Here is a 22,580-nt window from a genome sequence, read left to right as displayed (position 1 = left end):
GGGCGGGCCCAGAGCCCGCCCTTTTTGCTTCTCATTTCGTTAACAGGATTGTAAACTTGCCCCGTTTTTTTCACGGCTGCAGCGGCCTTGTTTGGCATAAGACTGTGCTGTCCGGGGATATAAGAACGACAAAGAGGTCATGATGAGTAAAGAAATCAAAACCCAGGTCGTAGTACTGGGTGCTGGCCCTGCCGGTTATTCCGCTGCCTTCCGTGCGGCTGACTTGGGTCTGGATACCATTATCGTCGAGCGTTACTCCACCCTGGGTGGCGTCTGTCTGAACGTGGGTTGCATCCCGTCCAAGGCACTGCTGCACGTCGCCAAAGTCATTGAAGAAGCCAAGGCGCTGGCCGAGCACGGCATCGTCTTCGGTGCCCCGCAGACCGACATCGACAAGGTGCGTCTGTGGAAAGAGAAGGTCATCAACCAGCTGACCGGCGGTCTGGCTGGCATGGCCAAGATGCGTAAAGTCCAGGTTGTTAACGGTTTCGGCAAGTTCACCGGCCCGAACACCCTGGAAGTGGAAGGTGCCGACGGCAAGACCACCGTCACCTTCGACAACGCCATCATCGCCGCCGGTTCCCGTCCGGTGAAGCTGCCGTTCATCCCCCATGACGACCCCCGCGTATGGGACTCTACCGATGCGCTGGAGCTGACGACCGTTCCTGGCAAGCTGCTGGTCATCGGTGGCGGCATCATCGGCCTGGAGATGGGTACCGTGTACTCCTCCCTGGGTTCCGAGATCGACGTGGTGGAATTTGCCGACCAGCTGGTACCGGCTGCCGACAAAGACATCGTCAAGATCTACACCAAGCGCGTTGCCAAGAAATTCAACATCATGCTGGAGACCAAGGTCACCGCCGTTGAAGCCCGTGAAGACGGCCTGTACGTCTCCTACGAAGGCAAGCACGCCCCGGCCGAGCCGGTTCGCTACGACAACGTGCTGGTTGCCGTAGGCCGTGTACCGAATGGCAAGATGCTGGATGCCGAGAAGGCCGGTGTTGCCGTCAACGAGCGCGGTTTCATCGAAGTCGACAAGCAGCTGCGTACCAACGTGGCCCACATCCACGCCATCGGCGACATCGTCGGTCAGCCCATGCTGGCCCACAAGGGTGTACACGAAGGCCACGTGGCGGCCGAAGTCATCGCCGGCAAGAAGCACTACTTCGACCCGAAAGTGATTCCGTCCATCGCCTATACCGAGCCGGAGATGGCCTGGGTGGGTCTGACCGAGAAGGAAGCCAAGCAACAGGGTCTGAACTTCGAAGTCGCCACCTTCCCGTGGGCTGCTTCCGGTCGCGCCATCGCGTCCGACTGCTCCGACGGCATGACCAAGCTGATCTTCGACAAGGAGAGCGGCCGCGTCATCGGTGGTGCCATCGTGGGCACCAACGGCGGTGAACTGCTGGGTGAAATCGGTCTGGCCATCGAGATGGGTGCCGACGCCGAAGACATCGCGCTGACCATCCACGCTCACCCGACTCTGCACGAGTCCGTGGGTCTGGCTGCCGAAGTGTTCGAAGGCTCCATCACCGACCTGCCGAACGCCAAGGCCAAGAAGAAAAAATAATCTTCTGCCCGTTTCATAAGAAAAGCCGCTCCATGGAGCGGCTTTTTGTTGTCTGTCTTTCGGCACCCAGCGGTCAGCAGCGCCCCTTCTTGGCCTGTCCCGGTGGGCAGAAGGTACCGTCGCCTCCGCGATCCCCGTCGCTGACCCGGATCCGGGTATCGTCCACGCTCACATCGGCTCCGTGCACCCGCACGGGCCCGCTGCTGCAGGCACTGAGCAGCCCCCCCAGCACTATCATCACGACCAGCTTGCCCATCATACCTCCTCGCGTTTTCCTGATTATGAGGCATGTGGCAGGGCGGTGGGAGGCGGCGTATCCCCCGTGCGTCACGGCTTGCCGTGGTCATGAAGAAGGGCGCCGAAGCGCCCTGGTGCGGGTCAGGAAGAGGTGCCGGACGCTCAGAGGCGGAAGTTGCCGACCAGCTTGTCGAGCTCACCGGAGAGGTGCTGCAGGTTGCGGCTCGACTCGGTCAGGTGATGGGCGATGTCGGCGGTCTCCATGGTGAGCTGGTTGATGTCCTCCACGTTGCGGTTGAGTTCGCCCACCACGCTCGACTGCTCTTCGGTGGCGGTGGCGACCTGGATGTTCATGTCGCTGATCTGGGTGATGTGTCCGGTGATCTGGTCGAGGGCGCCGTTGGCCTCGTCGGCCTGGGTCACCACCCGCAGGCTCTGGTTGCGGCCCTGGGCCATGGCGCTGACGGCACGGGCGCTCTGCTCCTGGAGGCTGTTGATCATGCCCTGGATCTCGGCGGTGGAGGCGGCGGAGCGGCTGGCGAGGTTGCGCACCTCGTCGGCCACCACGGCGAAGCCACGGCCCTGCTCGCCGGCGCGGGCGGCCTCGATGGCGGCGTTGAGGGCCAGCAGGTTGGTCTGCTCCGAGATGCTGCGGATGGTGTCGAGGATGCTGCCGATGGAGTCGGTCTGGCTCGCCAGGGACTCGATGACCCCGGCGACCTGTTCGATTTCACCGGAGAGGCCGACGATGCCGTGACGGGCCTGGGCGACGACCTGGGCCCCCGCATCGGCCTGCTCGTTGGCCTGCTTGGCAACGTCGGCTGCCAGGGATGCATTGCCGGCGATCTCGGTGACGGTGGCCCCCATCTCGTGGATGGCGGTGGCGACCTGGACGGTGCGATCCCGCTGGGCGGTGCAGTTGTGCTGGGTGAGCTGGGCCTTGGCGGCCACCTCACTGGCGGTGGCGGCTACCTGGCGGGAGTTGCTCGCCACCTGCACGATGGCCCCGTGGATCCGGGTCACGAACTGGTTGAAGCTGTGGGCAATCTCGGCCAGCTCGTCCTTGCCGGTGAGACTGGCGCGGCTGTCGAGGGCGAGGTGGCGGGCCACCTCGCCAATATGGGATTGCAGGAAGGAGACCCGGCGGCGCAGCCCGATGAGGATGAGGGTCGAGACGAGCAGCGAGATGGCGATGGCGATGACGATGATGGCGATCATCTGGGTACGACCGCTGTCATAGCTGTTTTCGCTCAGGTCGTTGCGATGCTGGGCCTGACCTATCAACCCGTCGAGCAGCTCATTGGCGCCCTCGCACATGACCCCGTAGCTCTGGCTGTAGCGATCCCGGTAGATGGCGCGTGCCTCGTCCATCTTGTTGTCAGAGAGCGCCTGCAACATGGGGGTCAGCTCCTCCCGCTCCACCCGGGTGAATTGATCGAGCAGGGTCTGGGCCCTGGCCCGGGCGTCCGGATCGACCTGGGCCTTGACGGCCTGCTCCATGGCCTGGCGCATCTCGGGAATGTCTTCCTCGCGGGTCTCCTTGACCCGGGTCAGCACCCCCTTTTCGTCGCGCAGGGAGGTGTCCTGCAGCAGCATCATGTCGATGCCGACGCGCATGCGCGGGATGCGGGAGGCCACTTCCGCCATGGCCCGCATGGGGGTGGCGGTATTCTGGAACAGCTCTTCGGCCTGCTGCCTGATGTTGTCCATGCTGCGCAGACTGGCGGCGCCAACCAGCAGCAGGGCGAGACAGGGCACGGTGACGGCCAGGATCAGTTGGGTTTTGATGGTGAGGTTGCCTGCCAGCATGTTGACTCCTTGGTGTGTTGCTGTGTCGCTACTGTAGCGGCTTGTCATGACGGTTCGCCGTCATGGGGGTCGGTATTCCCTGTCGACCCGGTGAAAAAAGGGCGCCGCAGCGCCCTTTCATCTTATAACCGGAAGTTGCCGACCAGCTTGTCGAGCTCGCCGGAGAGCTGTTGCAGGCTGCGGCTGGACTCGGTCAACTGGTGGGCGATGTCGGCGGTCTCCATGGTGAGCTGGTTGATGTCCTCCACGTTGCGGTTGATCTCCCCGACCACGCTGGACTGCTCTTCGGTGGCGGTGGCGACCTGGATGTTCATGTCGCTGATCTGGGTGATGTGCCCGGTGATCTGGTCGAGGGCGCCGTTGGCCTCGTCGGCCTGGGTCACCACCCGCAGGCTCTGGTTGCGCCCCTGGGCCATGGCGCTGACGGCGCGGGCGCTCTGCTCCTGGAGGCTGTTGATCATGCCCTGGATCTCGGCGGTGGAGGCGGCGGAGCGGCTGGCGAGGTTGCACACCTCGTCGGCCACCACGGCGAAGCCACGGCCCTGCTCGCCGGCGCGGGCAGCCTCGATGGCGGCGTTGAGGGCCAGCAGGTTGGTCTGCTCCGAGATGCTGCGGATGGTGTCGAGGATGCTGCCGATGGAGTCGGTCTGGCTCGCCAGGGACTCGATGACCCCGGCGACCTGTTCGATTTCACCGGAGAGGCCGACGATGCCGTGACGGGCCTGGGCGACCACCTGGGCCCCCGCATCGGCCTGCTCGTTGGCCTGCTTGGCAACGTCGGCTGCCAGGGATGCATTGCCGGCGATCTCGCTGACGGTGGCCCCCATCTCGTGGATGGCAGTAGCGACCTGGACGGTGCGATCCCGCTGGGCGGTGCAGTTATGCTGGGTGAGCTGGGCCTTGGCGGCCACCTCGTTGGCAGTGGCGGCGAGCTGGCGGGAGTTGCTCGCCACCTGCTCGATGGAGCCGTGGATCTTGGCGACAAAGTTGTTGAAGCCGGTCGCCACCTGGGCCAGTTCGTCACGGCCATCGACCTTGAGGCGATGGGTGAGGTCGCCATCACCGCTGCCGAGTTCGCGGAACAGGCGGGCCAGTTCGTTGAGGGGGCGGCTCACGGAGCCCGCCAGGAGAACGCCGAGCAGCCCCATGCCGACGGCGATGGCCAGGCTGACCAGCACCATGTGCAGGCGCGCTCTGTCCAGTTCGGCATAAATCTCGGCCTCCGGCACCTGGGCCACCAGATACCAGTCGAGCAGGGGGATGTAGCTGCTGGCCAGGATCACGGGCTGGCCGTCGACCTCGGCACGGGTGGCGGCAAAGGGCTGCTTGTTGAGCAGGTTGGTGCTGCTGCCGCTGGCCAGCTGGGTCAGGTTGTCCCGATCGATGCGGGCGGCGTCGGGGTGCAGCTTCACCTTGCCGCTGCCGTCTGTCATGAAGACGAAGCCGCTGTCGCCGATGCGGAAGTTGGCGAGCATGCTGACCATGCTGTCGAGGGATTTGGCGAGGCCGGCGAGGCCGCGTCCGTCAAGTTGCTGGAAGTTGACGAACAGTTTCACCTCGCCGTTGCTCTCCCGAAAGATGCTGAGCATCAGATCCTGGCGGCTCTTGGTGTAGTCATAGAACCAGTTGTCCTGCTCGTGGTTCAGGATGCGCAGAAAACCGTCCTGGTTGTAGTAGGCGGCACTCTGGCGATCGGCGAAGGAGGCGGTGACCAGGCCATACTGGCTCGTCATGTCCTTGAGCTGGTTGATGAGGATGGACTCCTGCTCTTTTGGCATGCCGCGCTCGACCCAGTCCAGCACGAAGCGGTCGTTGGCAAGCTGTCTGGCGGCATTGGCGACCGAGGTGAGATCCTTTTCGATCTCCTTGCCGATGCGCTGGGTCAGGTTGGGCAGCTCCTGCTCGAACATGCGGTTCTCGATCAGCTGCTGGGCAGAACGCTGGCTGAAATAGCCCACCAGCAGGCAGGAGAGGGCCACGGCGAGGATGACGGTGGCCAGAATTTTCTGTTTCAGTGTCAGGCTTGCGAACATAGGGGTGACTCGGAAGTGTGAACCAGGGTTGAACTCATAATAGCGGCTGATTTGGCGCGCTCTTGAGGCGGCGGGGGCGTTTATTGTCGATTAACGTTTGCGCTCACACCCGGATTGGACTGGATTGGCGCCCGATTTTGCCAAGACATCGTCGCAAGCGGGGCGACCCCTCGCCAGCACCCCGGCTTGCGGTTAAAGTGCTTGCACTTATAGTAGGCTGCACCTGACTGGCGGCCTGCCCGCTCGACTCGCACCGGATTTATGGACTCTCATATGCGCATCTTTCATCGGGGATGGACCCACCTGCTTGTGCTCCTGCTGGCGACCCTGCCGTTCATGGCGGCGGCCGGAGCCAATGATCCCGCGCCTTCGGCCAGAAACCCGGGGGCAACCAAGATGGATCGTCCGAAGATCGCCCTGGTACTGAGCGGCGGCGGGGCCAAGGGGTCGGCCCATATCGGGGTGCTCAAGGTGCTGGAGGCAAAGCACATCCCGGTGGACATCATCGTCGGGACCAGCATGGGCTCCTATGTGGCGGGCATGTATGCCATGGGGCTCAGCGCCGAGGAGGTGGAGCGCACGACGCTGGCCATCGACTGGAACAAGGGCTATCAGGACAAGGTGGGGCGCGACGAGCTCTCCCTGCGCAAGAAGCAGCAGACCGAGAAGTACCAGCTGCGCACCGACATCGGGGTCAACGGTGACCAGACCCAGCTACCGGACGGCTTCTTCCAGGGGCAGTCCATGGCCAGCCTGCTGCGCCACGCCACCTCCAACCTGCCGGCGCAAAAGAGCTTCGACAACCTGCCTATCCCCTATCGCGCGGTGGCGACCGACATGGAGACGGTGACCCCCTTCGTGCTGGATCACGGCAGCCTCGCCAAGGCGATGCAGGCCTCCATGTCCATTCCCGGTGCCCTCAAGCCGGTGGAGTGGGACGGCCGCATCCTGGCCGACGGTGGCACGGTCAACAACATGCCGGTGGATGTGGCCAAGGCCATGGGGGCCGACGTGGTGATCGCGGTGGACATCAGCGCCAAGCTGCGTACCCGGGAGTCCCTCAAGTCGGGGCTGGCCATGATCGATCAGCTCACTACCTACATGACCCAGGTGGGGACCGAAAAGCAGAAGGCGCTGCTGGGCCCCGGGGACATCCTGCTGACCCCCGAGTTCGGCAACATGGGGATCGCCGACTTCGCCCTGATGCCGGAGGGGATCAAGATCGGGGAGGCGGTCGCCAACAGTGCAGCGGCCCGGCTCGATGCGCTCTCTCTCTCGCCCGCGGCCTACGCCGACTATCGCAACGGCAAGCTGAGCCGGCGCGCCGAGCGCAGCGGCCAGCCCGCCTACTACATCGACAAGGTGGAGATCATCAACAAGTCGCGCCTCTCCGACGACACGGTGCGGGCCATGCTGAACGTGCGTCCGGACAAGGTGCAGACCTACGAGAGCCTGGAGGCGGGGATCCGTCGCCTCTACGCCCTGGAGTCGTTCGATCGCATCACCTACGAGGTGGAGGAGCGGGACGGGGAGAACGTGCTGGTGGTGGACGCCAGCGAGAAGAACTGGGGGCCGGGTTATCTCAACTTCCAGCTCGGTTTCTCCGATGACTTCGAGAGCAGCTCCAACTACAACGTTGGCATGTCCTACACCCTGACCAACGTCAACGACTGGGGAGGCGAGTGGCTGACCGAGGCGTCCCTCGGGACCGCCAAGCACCTCAAGACCGACTTCTACACCCCGCTGGAGCCCTCCCAGACCTACTTCGGCGAGACGAGCCTGGCCTACGACAAGACCCAGCGGCGGGTCTTCTTCCCGGAAGAGAGCAGGTCGTCGTCCGGGGTCAGCTATCTGGACTCCGAGTACAGCTTCACCAGCGTGGATCTCGCCGTCGGCTGGAATCGCCAGCCCTGGAGTCGCTTCTCCCTTGGACTGGAGGGCAAGATCGGCAGCGTGGAGATCCAGAACCTCACCAACGCGGATGCCGATGCCTCCGCCTGGGGACCCTACATCCGCTTCGAGCACGACACTCTCGACAGCCGCTACTTCCCCTATCAGGGGGTCTACTGGGACATCAAGGGGGGCTACTCCTACGTCGATCTCGACCCCTCGGACGGCCCCTCCGAGCAGGCCGAGGGGGTGAATTACCGGCTGGTGATGATCAAGCCCTGGTCCTGGGAGAGGCACAGCCTCAACCTGATGCTGGAAGGGGGCGGCTCAAGCTCCCAGGAGACGGTACCGCTGTTCGTGCAGGATCTGGGGGGGCTGTTCCGCATGTCCGGCTTCCAGCATTACCAGTTGAGCGGTCGCTACAGCCTGTTTGGCGGATTGCGCTACATCTACCGGGTGGCGGACAACGACTTCGGTGCCTTCAAGGCGCCCCTGTTCCTCGGGGGCTCCCTCGAGCAAGGGGGGGTCTGGGACAAGGGAGAGGACATCAGCATCGAATCCTCCTATACCTCGGGTTCCCTCTATATGGGGGTGGAGAGTTTCCTCGGTCCCATCTTCCTCGGCTATGGCGTGGCGGAGGGGGGACACGACATGTTCTATCTGCAATTGGGCACTACGTTCCAATAAGGGCGAAATGCTGCCTTTTTGTTAACTCACCTTGGGTGGGCGGCTTGTCACTCTAAAAAAACCTAATGGGTTTATATGGTTATGCTGGCTTGATGAATAACTGCACAGGGTTTGGATTTTAATTAGTCGTTAAAACTTATATAGTGGGGGGCACCCTACGGGTGTCCCGCAAGGACGATCGCCGCGAGCTTGGGCGAACCCCAAAAAAAAGACCAAAGAGGAATTAGTCGTGCTTGAAACATACCGTAAACACGTCGCAGAACGTGCCGCCGAAGGCGTGGTTGCCAAACCTCTGGACGCAGAGCAGGTCGCCGCCCTGGTTGAGCTGATCAAGAATCCGCCCGCCGGCGAACAGGACTTTCTGAAAGAACTGTTGTCCTCCCGCATTCCCCCGGGTGTTGATGAAGCGGCCTATGTGAAAGCCGGCTTCCTCACTGCCGTCGCCAAGGGCGAGGCCCATTCTCCCATCCTGACTGCCGCCGAAGCCGTCGAGCTGCTCGGTACCATGCAGGGTGGTTACAACATTCAGCCGCTGATCGACCTGCTGGACGATGCGACCCTGGCTCCTCTTGCCGCCAAGGGCCTCTCCCACACCCTGCTGATGTTCGACTCCTTCCACGACGTGGAAGAGAAGGCCAAGGCGGGCAATGCCCACGCCAAACAGGTACTGCAATCCTGGGCTGACGCCGAGTGGTTCCTGAACCGCCCGGCCCTGGCCGAGAAGATCACCGTCACCGTGTTCAAGGTGACCGGCGAAACCAACACCGACGATCTGTCGCCGGCGCCGGACGCCTGGTCCCGCCCGGACATTCCGCTGCACGCCCTGGCGATGCTGAAGAACGCCCGTCCCGGCATCACCCCGGACAAGGATGGCGTCATCGGCCCCATCAAGACCATCGATTCGCTGAAAGAGCAGGGCTTCCCGCTGGCTTACGTGGGTGACGTGGTCGGTACCGGCTCTTCCCGTAAATCCGCCACCAACTCCGTGCTCTGGTTCATGGGCGACGACATTCCGTTCGTGCCGAACAAGCGTGCCGGCGGCGTCTGCCTCGGCGGCAAGATTGCCCCGATCTTCTTCAACACCATGGAAGATGCCGGCGCCCTGCCCATCGAAGTGGACGTCTCCAAACTGGAGATGGGCGATGTCATCGACATCTTCCCCTATGAGGGCAAGATCACCCGCCACGGCACCGACGAGGTGCTGGCCCGGTTCGAACTGAAGACCGAGGTGCTGATCGACGAAGTGCGCGCCGGTGGCCGCATTCCGCTGATCATCGGCCGCGGCCTGACCGACAAGGCCCGCGAAGCGCTGGGTCTGCCGTTCTCCACCGTGTTCCGTCGTCCGCAGCCTGTCGCCGACACCGGCAAAGGCTTCACCCTGGCCCAGAAGATGGTGGGCAAGGCGTGCGGCGTGAAGGGCATTCGCCCGGGCACCTACTGCGAACCCAAGATGACCACGGTCGGCTCCCAGGACACCACGGGCCCCATGACACGCGACGAGCTGAAAGACCTGGCCTGCCTCGGCTTCTCCGCCGATCTGACCATGCAGTCCTTCTGCCACACCGCCGCTTATCCCAAGCCCATCGACGTGCAGACCCACCACACCCTGCCTGACTTCATCATGAACCGCGGCGGTGTCTCTCTGCGTCCGGGTGACGGCGTCATCCACTCCTGGCTGAACCGCATGCTGCTGCCGGATACCGTGGGTACCGGTGGTGACTCCCACACCCGTTTCCCCATTGGTATCTCCTTCCCGGCGGGCTCCGGTCTGGTGGCCTTCGCCGCCGCCACCGGCGTGATGCCGCTGGACATGCCGGAATCCGTGCTGGTGCGCTTCAAGGGCGAGCTGCAACCGGGCATCACCCTGCGTGATCTGGTCCATGCCATCCCCTACGCCGCTATCCAGAAAGGGCTGCTGACCGTCGAGAAAGCGGGCAAGAAGAACATCTTCTCCGGCCGCATCCTCGAGATCGAAGGTCTGCCGACCCTGAAGGTGGAGCAGGCATTCGAGCTGGCGGACGCCAGCGCCGAGCGTTCCGCCGCCGGTTGCACCATCAAGCTGGATAAAGAGCCGATCATCGAGTATCTGAAGTCCAACATCGTGATGCTGAAGTGGATGCTCTCTGAAGGCTACGGCGACGTGCGCACCATCACCCGCCGCATCAAGGGGATGGAAGAGTGGCTGGCCAACCCGGTACTGATGGAGGCGGACAAGGATGCCGAGTACGCCGAAATCATCGAGATCGATCTGGCCACCATCAAGGAACCCATCCTGTGTGCGCCGAACGATCCGGACGACGCCCGTCTGCTGAGCGACGTGGCGGGTGACAAGATTGACGAGGTGTTCATCGGTTCCTGCATGACCAACATCGGCCACTTCCGCGCCGCCGGCAAACTGCTCGAGAAGTATCAGGGCGAGCTGCCGACCCGCATGTGGATCGCCCCCCCCACCAAGATGGACAAGGATCAGCTGACCGAAGAGGGCTACTACGGCATCTTCGGTCGCGTCGGTGCTCGCATCGAGATCCCGGGCTGCTCCCTCTGCATGGGCAACCAGGCGCGCGTGGCGGAAGGGGCTTCCGTGGTCTCCACCTCCACCCGCAACTTCCCGAACCGTCTGGGCAAGGGTGCCAACGTCTATCTGGCTTCTGCGGAGCTGGCCGCGGTTGCCGCCATCATCGGCAAGATCCCGACCGTGGAAGAGTATCTGCAGTACGCCAAGACCCTGGACGCCACTGCGGCCGACACCTACCGCTACCTGAACTTCAACGAGATCGCCTCCTACACCAAGAAGGCCGATGCGGTGATCCTGCAGCAAGCGGTCTGAGACTCGCCGGTCTGACCACTGAAAATAACAATGCCGCGTCTCGACGCGGCATTTTCCATTTCAGGGGGCTGCGCGATAATGACCCGCCATGCCCAGCAACGGCGTCGTCGATTTGCCTGGTACGCGCGTTGCGCTTTCGTTGTCTGGCCATGATGGCCCCACCGTTTCCTGGTGGGCATTTTTATACCGCGGTACCTGCGAAGCGGGCCCGCGCATTGCGGCGTGGTTGCTATGTTTCTGTTCCGGATTGATCTGGCCCGCATGAAGTGGCGCCTTGGTTGTGCCCTGCTGGTGTTGGCCCTGCCCCTGGTGGTGGGAGGGTGGATGGTGCATGACAGCTACGAGCAGGAGCTGAAGAACGATGCCAGTGCGTCAGCCAGCAAGGCCAGAACCTTGCTGGAGCGCATGCTGGATCAGGCCGAGCGGGCCAACCTCGAGGTATTGCCGCTGGCCGGTCGCTCCTGCAGCGACAACCTGTTGCTGCTGCGCAAGCGGGTGGCGCTGGAGCCGTTCCTGCGCTCCATCAATCTGGTGCGACAGGGGATCATCAACTGCACCTCGCTGTTCGGGCCTGCCAGGGAAGTGGATGACGGCTCCCGCTACACGGATCGCAAGTTGCTGCTGATGAGCGGCAACCTGGTGCGCAAGAATCACCCCTTGCTGGTGGTGCGTCAGGAGCGGGGGCGTGATGCGGCACTGAGCGCCATTGACAGCAGCCAGCTCAGTTTCATGCTCACCCTGAGCAGCGATCCCAGCGAGCTGTTCTTGCAGGTGGGGTCCGCCTGGCTCGATGAGTCCGGCCACTTCCAAAGCGATCCGCCGAAACTGCACAGCAAGTTTGCCCTGATCCTCGCCTCCCAGCGTTACCCCTTCACCATCCACGCCGGTTATGCCATGCCGATCTACTGGCGTGCCCTGTGGGAGGCTCGCCATCTGCAACTGATCTGGCTGGGAGCCAGTTCGCTGGTGCTCTCACTGCTGGTGTGGTGGCTGCTTGGGCGGCCTGGGGCCCTGACGGACGAGCTGAGACGCGGGCTGCGAGCCAGGGAATTTGTCCCCTATCTGCAACCGCTGATCGCCAGCAAGGGCGGCAAGATGGTGGGGGCCGAGGTACTGATGCGCTGGCAACATGCCACCGAGGGGCTGATCCGTCCCGATCTCTTCATCCCCCAGGCGGAAGAGTCTGGCCTGATCGTGCCCATGACGGTCAACCTGATGAAGACGGTGGCCAAGACACTCCACCCGGTGCAGGAGCAGCTGCCCGAGGCATTTCACATCAGCTTCAACATCAGTGCCATCCACTGCCGGGACCTCTCCCTGGTGGCGGAGTGCCGCGACTTCCTCGGCCATTTCGTGCCGGGACGGGTGGTGCTGGTGCTGGAGCTCACGGAGCGGGAGCTGCTGGTGACCAGCCCGCAGACCCTCTCCCTGTTTCGCCAGCTCGACGAGATAGGGGTGCAGCTCGCCATCGATGACTTTGGCACCGGCCACTCCAGCCTCATCTATCTGCAGCAATTCCACGTGGACTATCTCAAGATCGACCGCTCCTTCATCGGCCGTATCGGGACGGAGTCCCTCTCCGAGCACATCGTGGACAACGTCATCGATCTCGGCGGGCGGCTGGGGTTGTCCCTGGTGGCCGAAGGGGTGGAGACGGAGCAGCAGGCCGCCTATCTGAGAGGCAAGGGGGTCCAGTATCTGCAGGGATACCTGTTTGCCCGCCCCATGCCGATACGCCAGTTCTGCCGGGAGCTGACGGCGGGAGAGATACAGGTCGCCGCCGGGCGCACCGCCCAGGGCTAGGCCGCGCCCACCAGGCTGTGCAGCCAGTTCACCAGGATGTCGTGGGGGCTGCCGGGTTCGGGAGGGGCGAGGGCGAGCAGGTGATAGCCGGTGCCGTCGGGGACGAAGCCGAGCGGTGCCACCAGCAGGCCGGCCTCGATATCGTCGCACACCTGCCGGTAAGGGCCGATGGCGACTCCCAGCCCGGCGACTGCCGCCTGCAGGCTGAAATAGAAGTGCTCGAAGGTCTGACCCGGCACCTCCTCGTTGGCGGGCATGCCTGCGTGCTGCTGCCACTCCAGCCAGGCGCCCGGACGGGTCTTGGTGTGCAGACGGGGGGCCGTTGGCCTGAGGGCCTGCACATCCCCCCTGGATTCAAAGAAGTGCGCCACCTTGCCCGGCGGGCAGACAGGGCCGGTCCGCTCTTCGAACAGCAACTGGTTGTAGAGCTCGGCAGGCCAGTGAAAGTCGTTGCGCCGGATGGCGAGATCGATGCCGCTGCCAAAGCTGAGGGCGCCGCCGCCCGCCATCAGGTGTACGTCCAGCTCCGGGTGCAGGGCCTGGAAGGCGGGCCAGCGCGGGATCAGCCAGCGCATCAGGAGGGTGGGTTCGCAGGAGAGCACCAGCGACTGGGGACGGCTCTGCTGGCGCAGGGCCTGCGCCGTCTGGCGGATGCTGCCCAACCCCTCTCTGACCGCCTGATAGAACCGTTCACCCGCGTCGGTCAGAAAGACCCGGCGCTGGCGCCGCTCGAACAGCATGACCCCCAGATCCTCCTCGAGCAGTCGTACCGCCCGGCTGATGGCGCCATGGGTGAGATGCAGTTCATCGGCGGCGCGGCCGAAATGCTCGGTGCGGGCCGCCACCTCGAAACAGCGCAGGGCGGTAAGGGAGGGAAGCGAGAGGGCTTTTTGTGAGTTTTTTTCACCATTCATGTCAGAAATCATCGTTCGTTATTGGTGTTATTGGCAAATAAAATAGCCGATATCCTCTCTAATCAGGACTCTTTTCATGACTGAACTGTTAGCCGTTGTCGCCATTACCCTCTTTGCCGTCATCAGCCCCGGGCCCGACTTTGCCATGGTGTCGCGCAACAGCCTGCTGCTCTCGCGCCGCACCGGCGTGCTGACGGCGATCGGCATCGCGGCCGGGGTCTGCGTGCACGTGGCCTACACCCTGCTGGGGGTGGGTCTGCTGATCCAGCAATCCCTCTGGCTGTTCAACCTCATCAAGCTGGCAGGGGCCGCCTATCTCATCTTCCTCGGCATCAAGATGCTGCGGGCCAAACCGGCTGCCGATGAAGAGAGCATCTGTCAGCCTGCCCTCTCCAGTCTGGGTGCGCTGCGCACCGGATTTCTGACCAATGTGCTCAATCCCAAGACGACCATCTTCATCGTCAGCCTCTTCATGCAGGTGGTGCAGCCGCAGACGCCGCTGGCGGTCCAGATCGGCTATGGCGCCTTCATCGCGCTGGCGCACGCCCTCTGGTTTGGTGCGGTGGCGCTCTTCTTCTCCACCCCTGCGGTGCGGGACCGACTGCTGGCGGTACGCCACTGGATCGATCGGGTGTTCGGGGGGCTGCTGGTGGGATTCGGCATGTTGCTGGCATTGACCCAGCAGACGCGCTGAGGCGGGGAGGGGCGCTCCCCCTATCCACCCCCGACTGTAGGGTCTTGTTTTTCATGCCTTGGCAGCCACTTTTCGGTAGAATTGGCGCTCATTTTGAAGTCAGATGAGGCGCGGTATGACGGTCAGGTTCCAGGCATTTCACAGCATCAAGGCGATTGGCAATCGGGAGGTGCTGTTCAACTGGTCCAGAACCAACCCCCTCGGCGCCCTTGATCAGGTGTGGCGCCCGACGACCCGTGACGAGCTGCAGCAACTGCTACGGGAATACCCCGAGCGCAAGCTGCGGCTCATCGGCTCCGGCCTCTCTTTCGAACCCATCCACAGCGTCTACGCCGAAGGCAGCCAGGCGCTGCTGGTGGACCTGCACCACCTGCGCGGCCAGCTGGACAAGACTGCCGATACGGTGACCTACCTGGCGGGGACGCCGCTTGATACCGTCTATGCCGACCTCATCGCCATGGATCGCATGCTGCCGGCGTCCCCCGGCGTCATCGGCATCCAGACCCTGGGTGGAGCGCTCAGCACCGGCACCCATGGGCAGGGACTGCACCAGTCCGCCCTGTGCGATGCGGTGGCTGCCCTGACCGTGATGCTGGCGAGCGGCGACATCATCCGGGTGGATCGCACCGATCCGCGCTTCGGCGCCTTCGTGATGGGCATGGGGATGCTCGGCATCCTGCTGGATGTGACCCTCAACACCGTGCCCAACCGCATCATGCGCTGCACCAAGTTCACCACCGACTACCCCTTCCTGCTGGAACACAACGAGCGCCTCAACCGGGAGCACGCCTTCGTGAAGAGCTGGTGGTTCGCCTGGACCGGCGAGAGCCACATCTGGCTGGTGGATCCCGCCTCCGATGACGAGGTGGCCCGCTACCGTGCCGGGGGCAGCGAGCCGCTGGTGCTGGAGGGAGACATGGACGAGCGCATGAACCTGGCGCTCAATGCCACCATAGACGCAACCCTGCAGAAGATGGCCAGAGACACCAAGGACGAGGCGCTGGCCGGTGAGCACTTCGAGACGGTGCGCCGCTTCAAGGATGCCTCCGATCTGGTGGGCAACGTCTACCAGATCCTCTGCAAGGGGATCCCGGCGCCCCAAATCAACTGCGAGGTGGCGGTGCCGCTGCATCGCATGAACGAGGCTCTGGAGACCCTGCAGGCCTGGCAGCAGGCCAACCCGGGCGTGCTGCACTACCCCTTCATCCTGCGCTGCACCGGTCCCTCCGTGGCCTGGCTCAGTGCCGCCCATGACAAGTCGGTGTGCTGGATAGGTTTTCTGGTCTATTTGGCGGCGGACGGGACCTTTGTCGGGGGCTCCATGGAGCAGATGCGCGAGTTGCAGCAACTGCTGGTGCCGCTCGGCGGCATTCCCCATTTCGGCAAGCACCTGGCGATGGACCTCTACGACTTCCCGGCCCTGTTGCCGCGCTGGCACGACTTCCTGGCCCTGAAGCGGGAGCTTGACCCCCATGGCCGTTTCGAAAACCGTTGGCTCGGCGACCTGTTCGCCAACCGGTAAGGATCTGACATGACCGATATGCAAGACACTCGCTTACTCATCCTCCTGCCGATCAGAGGGGGGGCAACCCGATGACAGACATGCAAGACACCCGCATCCCCGTGACCCTGCTGACCGGTTTTCTCGGCAGCGGCAAGACCACCTTGCTCAACCACTGGGTCAAGCAGCCCGAGCTTGGGGAGTGCGCCGTGCTCATCAACGAGTTCGGCTCCGTGGGGCTGGATCACCATCTGGTACAGCAGGTGGACGAGCAGGTGGTGCTGCTCGATTCCGGCTGCATCTGCTGCTCGGTGCAGGGCTCCCTGGTGGAGGCGCTGCAGGGGCTCTTCATGAAAGCCATCCAGCGGAAAATCAAGCCCTTCAAACGGCTGATTATCGAGACCACGGGTCTGGCCGATCCGGCCCCTGTGCTGTTCACGTTGAGGGAAGAGGGCTTTATCGCCCAGCGCTACCGCTTCGATGGCACCGTCACCGTAGTGGATGCCGGCCATATCGAGCAGCAGCTTGCGGCTCAATATGAGGCGGTCAAACAGGTGGCGCTGGCGGATCTGCTGGTGGTGAGCAAGGGCGATCTGGTGGATGAAGAGACCCTTGCTCGGGTGGAAGCCCAACTGGCGGCCCTCAATCCGGCAGCCCCCATCCAGCGGGTCAGCAATGGGGTGCTCTCACCTGCGGTGCTGGAGAAACTCGGCGCCTACAACGAGGCAGCGGGGCGCGACGTGCGCCAGTTGCTGGCCTGGCTGCGTACCGAATCCCCGAAACAGGGGCTGGCTTCGCCCATGCAGCCGAAGATGACGCCGTTTGCCGCCAAGGTGGGGACGGCCGCGCCCACCCGCTTCGAGCACGGCAATATCGAAAGTTTCTCCCTGCGCATCGGCGAGCCGCTCAAGCCCTCCCGCCTACTGGCCGCCATCGACGCGGTGCAGGCGCAATACGGCGATGCCCTGCTGCGTCTCAAGGGGATATTGCAACTGGAAGGGGAGAGCCAGCCCGTGGTGATCCACGGCGTGCACGGCCAGCTCTATCCGTTGCAGGCGCTGGGGGAGTGGCCCGAAGGCAAGGCCCAGTCCCGGCTGGTGTTCATCGTGAAGAGCCAGGACAGGGTAGGCATAGAGCAGTTGTTCCTCTCAACCCTCAAGGCCCCCGAACCCAGCCTGGAAGAGCACCTCAAGGCCATGCTCGGCCAGCCGGATGCCTGATATGCTGATATGACCCGCGCTCGTGCGGGTCTTTTCTTATGTGATGAGGAGAGACAGAACCATGCCTGACAGCTCCCCGATGGTGACGCCCGCCCAGCGCAAATGGCTGCCCTGGCTGACAGCGGTCGGTTTTTTCATGCAGACCCTGGATGGCACCATCCTCAACACCGCCCTGCCCAGCATGGCCGATGCCCTGGGCGAGAGTCCGCTGCAGATGCAGTCCGTCATCATCGCCTACATGCTGACGGTGGCCCTGCTCATTCCTGCCTCCGGCTGGCTGGCGGACAGATTCGGCACCCGCCGGGTCTATCTGGTCGCCATCCTGCTGTTTACCCTGGGTTCCCTGGCCTGTGCCATCGCCAACACCCTGCCCATGCTGGTGATCGCCCGGGTGTTGCAAGGGGTCGGGGGGGCCTTGCTGATGCCTATCGGGCGTCTGGCGGTGCTGCGGGTCTACAGCAAGCATGAGCTGCTGAGGGTGATGTCGTTCGTCACCATCCCCGGTCTGCTCGGCCCCCTCATCGGCCCGGCCCTGGGGGGCTGGCTGGTGGAGGTGGCGAGCTGGCACTGGGTCTTCCTCATCAACCTGCCGGTGGGCCTGCTCGGCTTCGTGGCAAGCTGGCACTTCATGCCCGACCTTCGCCAGCACACCGCCAGGTTTGACTGGCAGGGGTTTGTGCTGTTCAGTGTCGGCATGGTGCTGGTATCCGTCGGTCTGCAAGGCCTGGGGGAGCACAGCATCTCAACCGGCTGGGCCCTGTTTGCGGTATTGTTCGGTCTGGCCGCCATGGCGAGCTACTGGCTCTATGCCGCCACGGCGGAGCAGCCCCTGTTCAGTCTGGCGCTGTTCAAGACGTCCACCTTCGCCATCGGTATCTGGGGCAATCTGTTTGCCCGCCTCGGCAGCGGCGCCATGCCGTTTCTCACCCCGCTCTTCCTGCAACTGGGGCTCGGCTTCTCCCCGAGCAAGGCGGGGATGACCATGATCCCCACGGTGATCGGCGCCATGCTGACCAAGACGCTGGTGAACAAGCTCATTCCGCGCATCGGTTATCGCCGCATCCTCATCGGCAACACCCTGGCGCTCGGGGCCATGATCGCGAGCTTCTATTTCATCGACAACCAGGTGCCCCACGGCGTACTGCTGGTGTGGCTGGCGGTCTTTGGTGCCATCAACTCCCTGCAATTTTCCGCCATGAACACCCTGACCCTGCAGGATCTCAGCAGCGAGCACGCCAGCAGCGGCAACGGTCTGCTGTCGGTGGTGATGCAGCTCTCCATGAGCCTGGGGGTGGCCATCGCCGCCAGCCTGCTGGGGCTCTTCTCCATCGGCCAGCCCGAGGAGAGTGGCCGCTGGCTGGAGGGGTTCCACCTCACCTATCTGTGCATCGGCCTGATGTCCATGCTGGCGGCGCTGATCTTCGCCCAGCTGGCGCGGGAAAAGCGCTGAGTCCCAGGCTCAGGGGGCGGGCAGGTAGCTCACGTCGCAGGGCAATCGGGCCAGCAGTCCGGCCAGGTGGGTGGTCTCCAGCAGGAAAGTCTGCTCGGGGTGGCCCGGCGTCCAGGTAAAGGCATGGTGATTCATGAGCACGGGATCCACCAGCAGGGGGATGTCGGCGCGGGGCAGGAAGGGGCAGACGGCTCCCGGCAGGCAGCCAATCTCGGTCTGCATCTCGTCGGCAGTGCAGATGGAGGGTTTGGCACCGAGCGCCGCCTTGACCGCCTTGCTGTCGAGCCGGCCGTCCCTGTGGGTCAGCAGCAGGGCGAAGCGACCATCCTTGAATTTGAGGAAAAGGGTCTTGCTGAACTCGGCCTGCCAGCCGAGGCGAGCCTTGACCCGCTCGTCGGTGGCGTAATCGAGGATGGGTTCGTGCTCGAAGTGCTGGTGGGGCAGGCCGGTGAGCAACTGACGGTTGAAGTCGTGAATGGCATCGAGTGGCATGGGGTTCTCCTGTGATGGCGGTCATCCTGCCACTTGCACCAGCGCAGGCCCAATCACCGTTTCTTATCCGTCATCAGCGGAGTCATCAACAAGGGCACCCGAGGGTGCCCTTGTCGTTCAGTGATGCTGCAATTCGCCCGCTTTCCAGTGGAAGGGAATGGGCTCAAGGCGCTGGGAGGCTTTGTTGTAACCTGCCCACAGCTCACCGATGGTGCGACCATCGATGGGATGGCGGAATGTGGGAGCCAGCTCCGCCAGCGGCCAGAGCACGAAGGCGTTGGTGAGGATCTCGCCGCGGGGCAGCACCAGCGGCGTCTCGCAGACCAGCTCGCCGTAGAGCAGCAGATCGAGATCCAGGGTGCGCGGGGCGAACTTCTTGGCATCCGGCTCGCGGCCGTGAGCGAACTCCATGGCGCGCAGCCGCTGGCACAGGGTCGCCAGGGGCAGCTCGGTATCGGCACCCACCACCAGGTTGTAGAAGGGGCGGCCGTTGAAGCCCACTGCCTCGCTCTCGAATACCCGGGAGACCTGCAACTCGCCGAATTCGGCGTGCAGGGCATCGAGGCCGGCGCGGATATGGCGTTCCCGATCGATGTTGGATCCCAGACTGATATAGATGCGGGTCATCAGCTGGCGCTCGCAGCCGGCGTGCGATGGCGCAGGATCTCGACCCCGACGCCTGCCGCATTGGGCACGGCACCCGGTTTGGTCAGGGTTACCTTGACCCACTGTACCCGCTCGTCTTCCAGCACCAGGGCGGCGACCTGCTCGGCCATGGTCTCGACCAGCTCCACTATCTTGCCCTGGGCGTGATCACAGATCTTGCGAGAGAGGGTGGCGTAATCCAGCGCCAGATTGATATCGTCGGTTGCGGCGGCTGGGCGATTGTCAAACCCCATCTCGAGGTCGAAACAGAGCTTCTGGCGAATGCCCTTCTCCCACTCATATACCCCTATGGTGGTCAAAACCTCGAGTCCGCGAATAAACACCTTGTCCATGACAGTACTTCTTCTTTACTCTTGATGGGCTGTGAAAACAGCGCAGGGATGCAGGCCCGGCAAGCAGATTGCCGCTGGCGGCCGGTTTGGGCGACACGCTTTCGGGCAAGCCCGGGCCTGGGAATGTGGCCCGCATCATACCCCATTCATATCGTGGTAAAAACGACCAAGATGACGGCCCTGACGATTTTGATGATTATTCTGGCCTATCTGGGCGGCTCGCTGTCCAGTGCCGTGCTGGTTTCCCGCATCACGGGTCTGCCGGATCCCCGTGACCATGGTTCCCACAACCCGGGGGCGACCAATGTGTTGCGCCTCGGCGGCCGGATGGCGGCGCTGATCGTACTGCTTCTCGACGTGCTCAAGGGGATGGCCCCCGTCTACCTCGCCTGGTATCTGCAGATCAAGCCCGTCTACCTCGGCTTTATCGGGGTGGCCGCCTGTCTGGGCCACATGTACCCCCTCTTCTTCCACTTCCGTGGTGGCAAGGGCGTCGCCACCGCCCTCGGTACCATGTTGCCCATTGGGTTTGCCATGGGGGGCGCCGTCATCACCACCTGGCTGCTGGTGCTGCTGGTGAGCGGCTATTCGTCACTGGCGTCCATCGTGACCGTGTTGCTGACTCCGCTCTTTACCTATCTGCTCAAACCGGAATACACGTTGCCGGTCTCCCTGCTCTCCTGTCTCATCCTGATCCGTCATCACGAGAACATTACCCGCCTGCTCAAGGGGGAGGAGTCCCGCCTCTGGGGGCGCCGGGGAGCGGTCCCGCCAGCAGAAGTGATGAAAATGGATGATGCTGCGCAAAAAAGAGACGAACGAGACGAAAAGTGAAATTTCCCGTTGACCACCTGCCCTAAAATCCGTTTAATAGCGCCCACGCCCAGATAGCTCAGTCGGTAGAGCAGGGGATTGAAAATCCCCGTGTCGGCGGTTCGATTCCGTCTCTGGGCACCATATTTTGGTGCCATGAAATAAAAACGTGTTCATGCACAATAGTTTGAAGTGTGCCGGCTTAGCTCAGTAGGTAGAGCAACTGACTTGTAATCAGTAGGTCACCAGTTCGATTCCGGTAGCCGGCACCATTTGCCCAGATAGCTCAGTCGGTAGAGCAGGGGATTGAAAATCCCCGTGTCGGCGGTTCGATTCCGTCTCTGGGCACCACGAATAATTCCTCCTTAGCTCAGTCGGTAGAGCGACGGACTGTTAATCCGCAGGTCGCTGGTTCGAGCCCAGCAGGAGGAGCCAAATAAAAAGCCCAGCAGCAATGCTGGGCTTTTTCTTTTCCCATTGTCCCCGTCCTGAATATGGCTTATACCTTCTTCCCCGAATAGATGGAGATCTCGATGGGACAAGGTGTGAAACGCACACAGCGCGATTACTCACTGAGGTTTAAATTGTCCCTGGTCGAGCAGATTGAAAAAGGTGAACTCACCTACCAGTAGACACAATTCCAATATGGCATTCAGGGCAATTCGACCATTCTGGTATGGTTGCATAAGCATGGTCTGCAGGGTTGGAGCCAGGGAGCATCGATTAGAGCTGGCAGGATCACATCATGCCTGACTCCCGGCAACCAAATGTCTGAACAGCGTATCAAGGAGCTCGAGTAGCTGGCGCTGATGAGCCTGGAGGCTCAGTTCTTTGAAGGCGCCTCAATCGTAAAAAACGACCTGGTAAGCTCTCTCGCAGCGGTATGTCGAAAAGCTGACCATCTTCAGTGCTTGCTGGTTCCTCGGAATAAACCGTTAGGCTGACTACAATCGCAATCGGGTCGCCGACCTGCGTCATGCACAAGGGCAGCAGGTAGTGAGCTTTGTGCGCAAAGTTCACTACGGGTGGGCATCCACAAGTAGCATTATCTGCTGCAGGGCCAAGACGATGCTGGGCTGACGGTCTGGTGGGACAGACTGTTTAGGATATTGGCCGAGCACCGTCTGTTGGTGCAGCCCAAACGGGCCTATCACAAGACGCTCCACAGTTTTCAGCGTTTCTATCGCCATCCCAACTTGCTCAAACCCGGCCCGGTGAAAATCACTGCGGTGGCGCCAGGGCAGGTCTTGGTTGCCGACATCACTTACCTGCCGGCAAAGAGCGGGCCACTCTACCTGAGCCTGGTGACGGATGCCTTCTCGCGTAAGATAGCGGGGCATCACGTGCACGAAGGGATGCATGCTGAGTTGGTTGTGATGGCGCAGAGCACTGAAGCAACGGCGTGGCAGCGGGGAGTTTATCCATCACTCGGACGGCAGGGTGCAGTATTGCTCAGGCTTGAATCAGACGCTGTATGAACGGTACGGAGTACAGTACTCGATGACTGATGGGTATGACTGTTATCAGAATGCGCCGGCAGAGCGGGTGAACGGGATACTGAAAGGTGTAGTGGTCTAATCATCCCGGACACCGTTTTAGGTGGTACAGTCGCCACCATTATTTGAGGTGTTCAATGACAAGA

17 protein-coding genes, 4 tRNA genes and 1 pseudogene are annotated in these 22,580 nt (G+C 62.7%); 15 read left to right on the top strand and 7 right to left on the bottom strand.

Features of this window, described 5'->3' with window-relative positions; translation table 11 throughout:
* Nucleotides 1-142 precede the first annotated feature (142 nt).
* A complete protein-coding gene (gene lpdA, locus OKC41_RS05945; RefSeq protein WP_010675812.1) occupies nucleotides 143-1,570 on the top strand; it encodes a dihydrolipoyl dehydrogenase in 1,428 nt (475 codons plus the stop codon).
* Nucleotides 1,571-1,643: 73 nt separating this feature from the next.
* Here lpdA and OKC41_RS05940 read toward each other — a convergent pair whose 3' ends face one another.
* The 3 genes from OKC41_RS05940 to OKC41_RS05930 all read right to left on the bottom strand — a co-directional run bounded on the left by OKC41_RS05940 (nucleotide 1,644) and on the right by OKC41_RS05930 (nucleotide 5,649).
* Nucleotides 1,644-1,826 carry a hypothetical protein gene (locus tag OKC41_RS05940; protein WP_042015109.1) on the bottom strand — a complete coding sequence of 61 codons (183 nt, stop codon included), beginning with the start codon at nucleotides 1,824-1,826 and terminating at the stop codon, nucleotides 1,644-1,646.
* A gap of 143 nt (nucleotides 1,827-1,969) precedes the next feature.
* Nucleotides 1,970-3,616 carry a methyl-accepting chemotaxis protein gene (locus OKC41_RS05935; protein ID WP_270671793.1) on the bottom strand — a complete coding sequence of 549 codons (1,647 nt, stop codon included), beginning with the start codon at nucleotides 3,614-3,616 and terminating at the stop codon, nucleotides 1,970-1,972.
* A gap of 122 nt (nucleotides 3,617-3,738) precedes the next feature.
* Complete coding sequence (locus OKC41_RS05930) at nucleotides 3,739-5,649, bottom strand: methyl-accepting chemotaxis protein (protein WP_270671792.1); 1,911 nt, start codon at nucleotides 5,647-5,649, stop codon at nucleotides 3,739-3,741.
* 273 nt (nucleotides 5,650-5,922) lie between these two features.
* On the opposite strand from OKC41_RS05930, the gene OKC41_RS05925 reads away from it, so the two are divergent.
* The 3 genes from OKC41_RS05925 to OKC41_RS05915 all read left to right on the top strand — a co-directional run bounded on the left by OKC41_RS05925 (nucleotide 5,923) and on the right by OKC41_RS05915 (nucleotide 12,856).
* The gene (locus OKC41_RS05925) at nucleotides 5,923-8,226 is read left to right on the top strand and encodes a patatin-like phospholipase family protein (RefSeq protein WP_201894974.1); all 2,304 of its coding nucleotides are present in this window, start codon (nucleotides 5,923-5,925) and stop codon (nucleotides 8,224-8,226) included.
* A 229-nt stretch (nucleotides 8,227-8,455) separates the two neighbouring features.
* On the top strand, nucleotides 8,456-11,053 hold the full coding sequence (gene acnB / locus OKC41_RS05920) for a bifunctional aconitate hydratase 2/2-methylisocitrate dehydratase (protein WP_049636528.1): 2,598 nt from the start codon (nucleotides 8,456-8,458) through the stop codon (nucleotides 11,051-11,053).
* A 231-nt stretch (nucleotides 11,054-11,284) separates the two neighbouring features.
* The gene (locus tag OKC41_RS05915; protein ID WP_236275376.1) at nucleotides 11,285-12,856 is read left to right on the top strand and encodes a cyclic diguanylate phosphodiesterase; all 1,572 of its coding nucleotides are present in this window, start codon (nucleotides 11,285-11,287) and stop codon (nucleotides 12,854-12,856) included.
* On the opposite strand, the gene OKC41_RS05910 is transcribed toward OKC41_RS05915, so the two are convergent.
* Nucleotides 12,853-13,770, bottom strand: coding sequence for a LysR family transcriptional regulator (locus OKC41_RS05910; protein ID WP_270671791.1), 918 nt, complete (start codon nucleotides 13,768-13,770; stop codon nucleotides 12,853-12,855). The two genes, OKC41_RS05915 and OKC41_RS05910, sit on opposite strands and share 4 nt — an antisense overlap.
* 76 nt (nucleotides 13,771-13,846) lie before the next feature.
* Here OKC41_RS05910 and OKC41_RS05905 point away from each other — a divergent pair, with 76 nt between their 5' ends.
* The 4 genes from OKC41_RS05905 to mdtD all read left to right on the top strand — a co-directional run bounded on the left by OKC41_RS05905 (nucleotide 13,847) and on the right by mdtD (nucleotide 18,635).
* Entirely contained in the window at nucleotides 13,847-14,464 is a 618-nt protein-coding gene (locus OKC41_RS05905) for a LysE family transporter (protein WP_010675804.1), read from the top strand.
* A 115-nt stretch (nucleotides 14,465-14,579) separates the two neighbouring features.
* The gene (locus OKC41_RS05900) at nucleotides 14,580-15,986 is read left to right on the top strand and encodes a D-arabinono-1,4-lactone oxidase (RefSeq protein ID WP_270671790.1); all 1,407 of its coding nucleotides are present in this window, start codon (nucleotides 14,580-14,582) and stop codon (nucleotides 15,984-15,986) included.
* 71 nt (nucleotides 15,987-16,057) lie between these two features.
* Nucleotides 16,058-17,185 carry a GTP-binding protein gene (locus OKC41_RS05895; protein ID WP_029314837.1) on the top strand — a complete coding sequence of 376 codons (1,128 nt, stop codon included), beginning with the start codon at nucleotides 16,058-16,060 and terminating at the stop codon, nucleotides 17,183-17,185.
* Between the two features lie 22 nt (nucleotides 17,186-17,207).
* Entirely contained in the window at nucleotides 17,208-18,635 is a 1,428-nt protein-coding gene (gene mdtD, locus OKC41_RS05890; protein WP_323912347.1) for a multidrug transporter subunit MdtD, read from the top strand.
* 9 nt (nucleotides 18,636-18,644) lie between these two features.
* Here mdtD and OKC41_RS05885 read toward each other — a convergent pair whose 3' ends face one another.
* The 3 genes from OKC41_RS05885 to folB all read right to left on the bottom strand — a co-directional run bounded on the left by OKC41_RS05885 (nucleotide 18,645) and on the right by folB (nucleotide 20,125).
* Entirely contained in the window at nucleotides 18,645-19,127 is a 483-nt protein-coding gene (locus OKC41_RS05885) for a YbaK/EbsC family protein (protein ID WP_048208541.1), read from the bottom strand.
* Between the two features lie 117 nt (nucleotides 19,128-19,244).
* Nucleotides 19,245-19,754, bottom strand: a complete 510-nt coding sequence (gene folK / locus OKC41_RS05880) for a 2-amino-4-hydroxy-6-hydroxymethyldihydropteridine diphosphokinase (RefSeq protein ID WP_048208539.1) — start codon at nucleotides 19,752-19,754, stop codon at nucleotides 19,245-19,247.
* A complete protein-coding gene (folB, locus tag OKC41_RS05875; RefSeq protein WP_113069559.1) occupies nucleotides 19,754-20,125 on the bottom strand; it encodes a dihydroneopterin aldolase in 372 nt (123 codons plus the stop codon). Before folB ends, folK begins: the two co-directional genes overlap by 1 nt.
* Before the next feature lie 171 nt (nucleotides 20,126-20,296).
* On the opposite strand from folB, the gene plsY reads away from it, so the two are divergent.
* From plsY to OKC41_RS05840, 7 genes and pseudogenes are all read left to right on the top strand, one after another.
* The gene (gene plsY, locus OKC41_RS05870) at nucleotides 20,297-20,959 is read left to right on the top strand and encodes a glycerol-3-phosphate 1-O-acyltransferase PlsY (RefSeq protein WP_029314836.1); all 663 of its coding nucleotides are present in this window, start codon (nucleotides 20,297-20,299) and stop codon (nucleotides 20,957-20,959) included.
* A gap of 47 nt (nucleotides 20,960-21,006) precedes the next feature.
* Nucleotides 21,007-21,082: transfer RNA gene (locus tag OKC41_RS05865), tRNA-Phe, on the top strand.
* 52 nt (nucleotides 21,083-21,134) lie between these two features.
* Nucleotides 21,135-21,210: transfer RNA gene (locus tag OKC41_RS05860), tRNA-Thr, on the top strand.
* A 3-nt stretch (nucleotides 21,211-21,213) separates the two neighbouring features.
* Nucleotides 21,214-21,289: transfer RNA gene (locus OKC41_RS05855), tRNA-Phe, on the top strand.
* Between the two features lie 8 nt (nucleotides 21,290-21,297).
* Nucleotides 21,298-21,373 (top strand) — tRNA-Asn (locus tag OKC41_RS05850).
* A gap of 98 nt (nucleotides 21,374-21,471) precedes the next feature.
* Nucleotides 21,472-21,651, top strand: a pseudogene (locus OKC41_RS05845) (IS3 family transposase); the annotation flags it as partial.
* A gap of 396 nt (nucleotides 21,652-22,047) precedes the next feature.
* Entirely contained in the window at nucleotides 22,048-22,416 is a 369-nt protein-coding gene (locus OKC41_RS05840; RefSeq protein WP_223937767.1) for a hypothetical protein, read from the top strand.
* The last annotated feature ends 164 nt before the right edge of the window (nucleotides 22,417-22,580 follow it).

Origin of the sequence: Aeromonas sp. QDB17, from assembly GCF_027705305.1 — a bacterium.
Lineage (GTDB): Bacteria > Pseudomonadota > Gammaproteobacteria > Enterobacterales > Aeromonadaceae > Aeromonas > Aeromonas caviae.
This window is presented reverse-complemented; position numbering and strand designations above follow the sequence as displayed.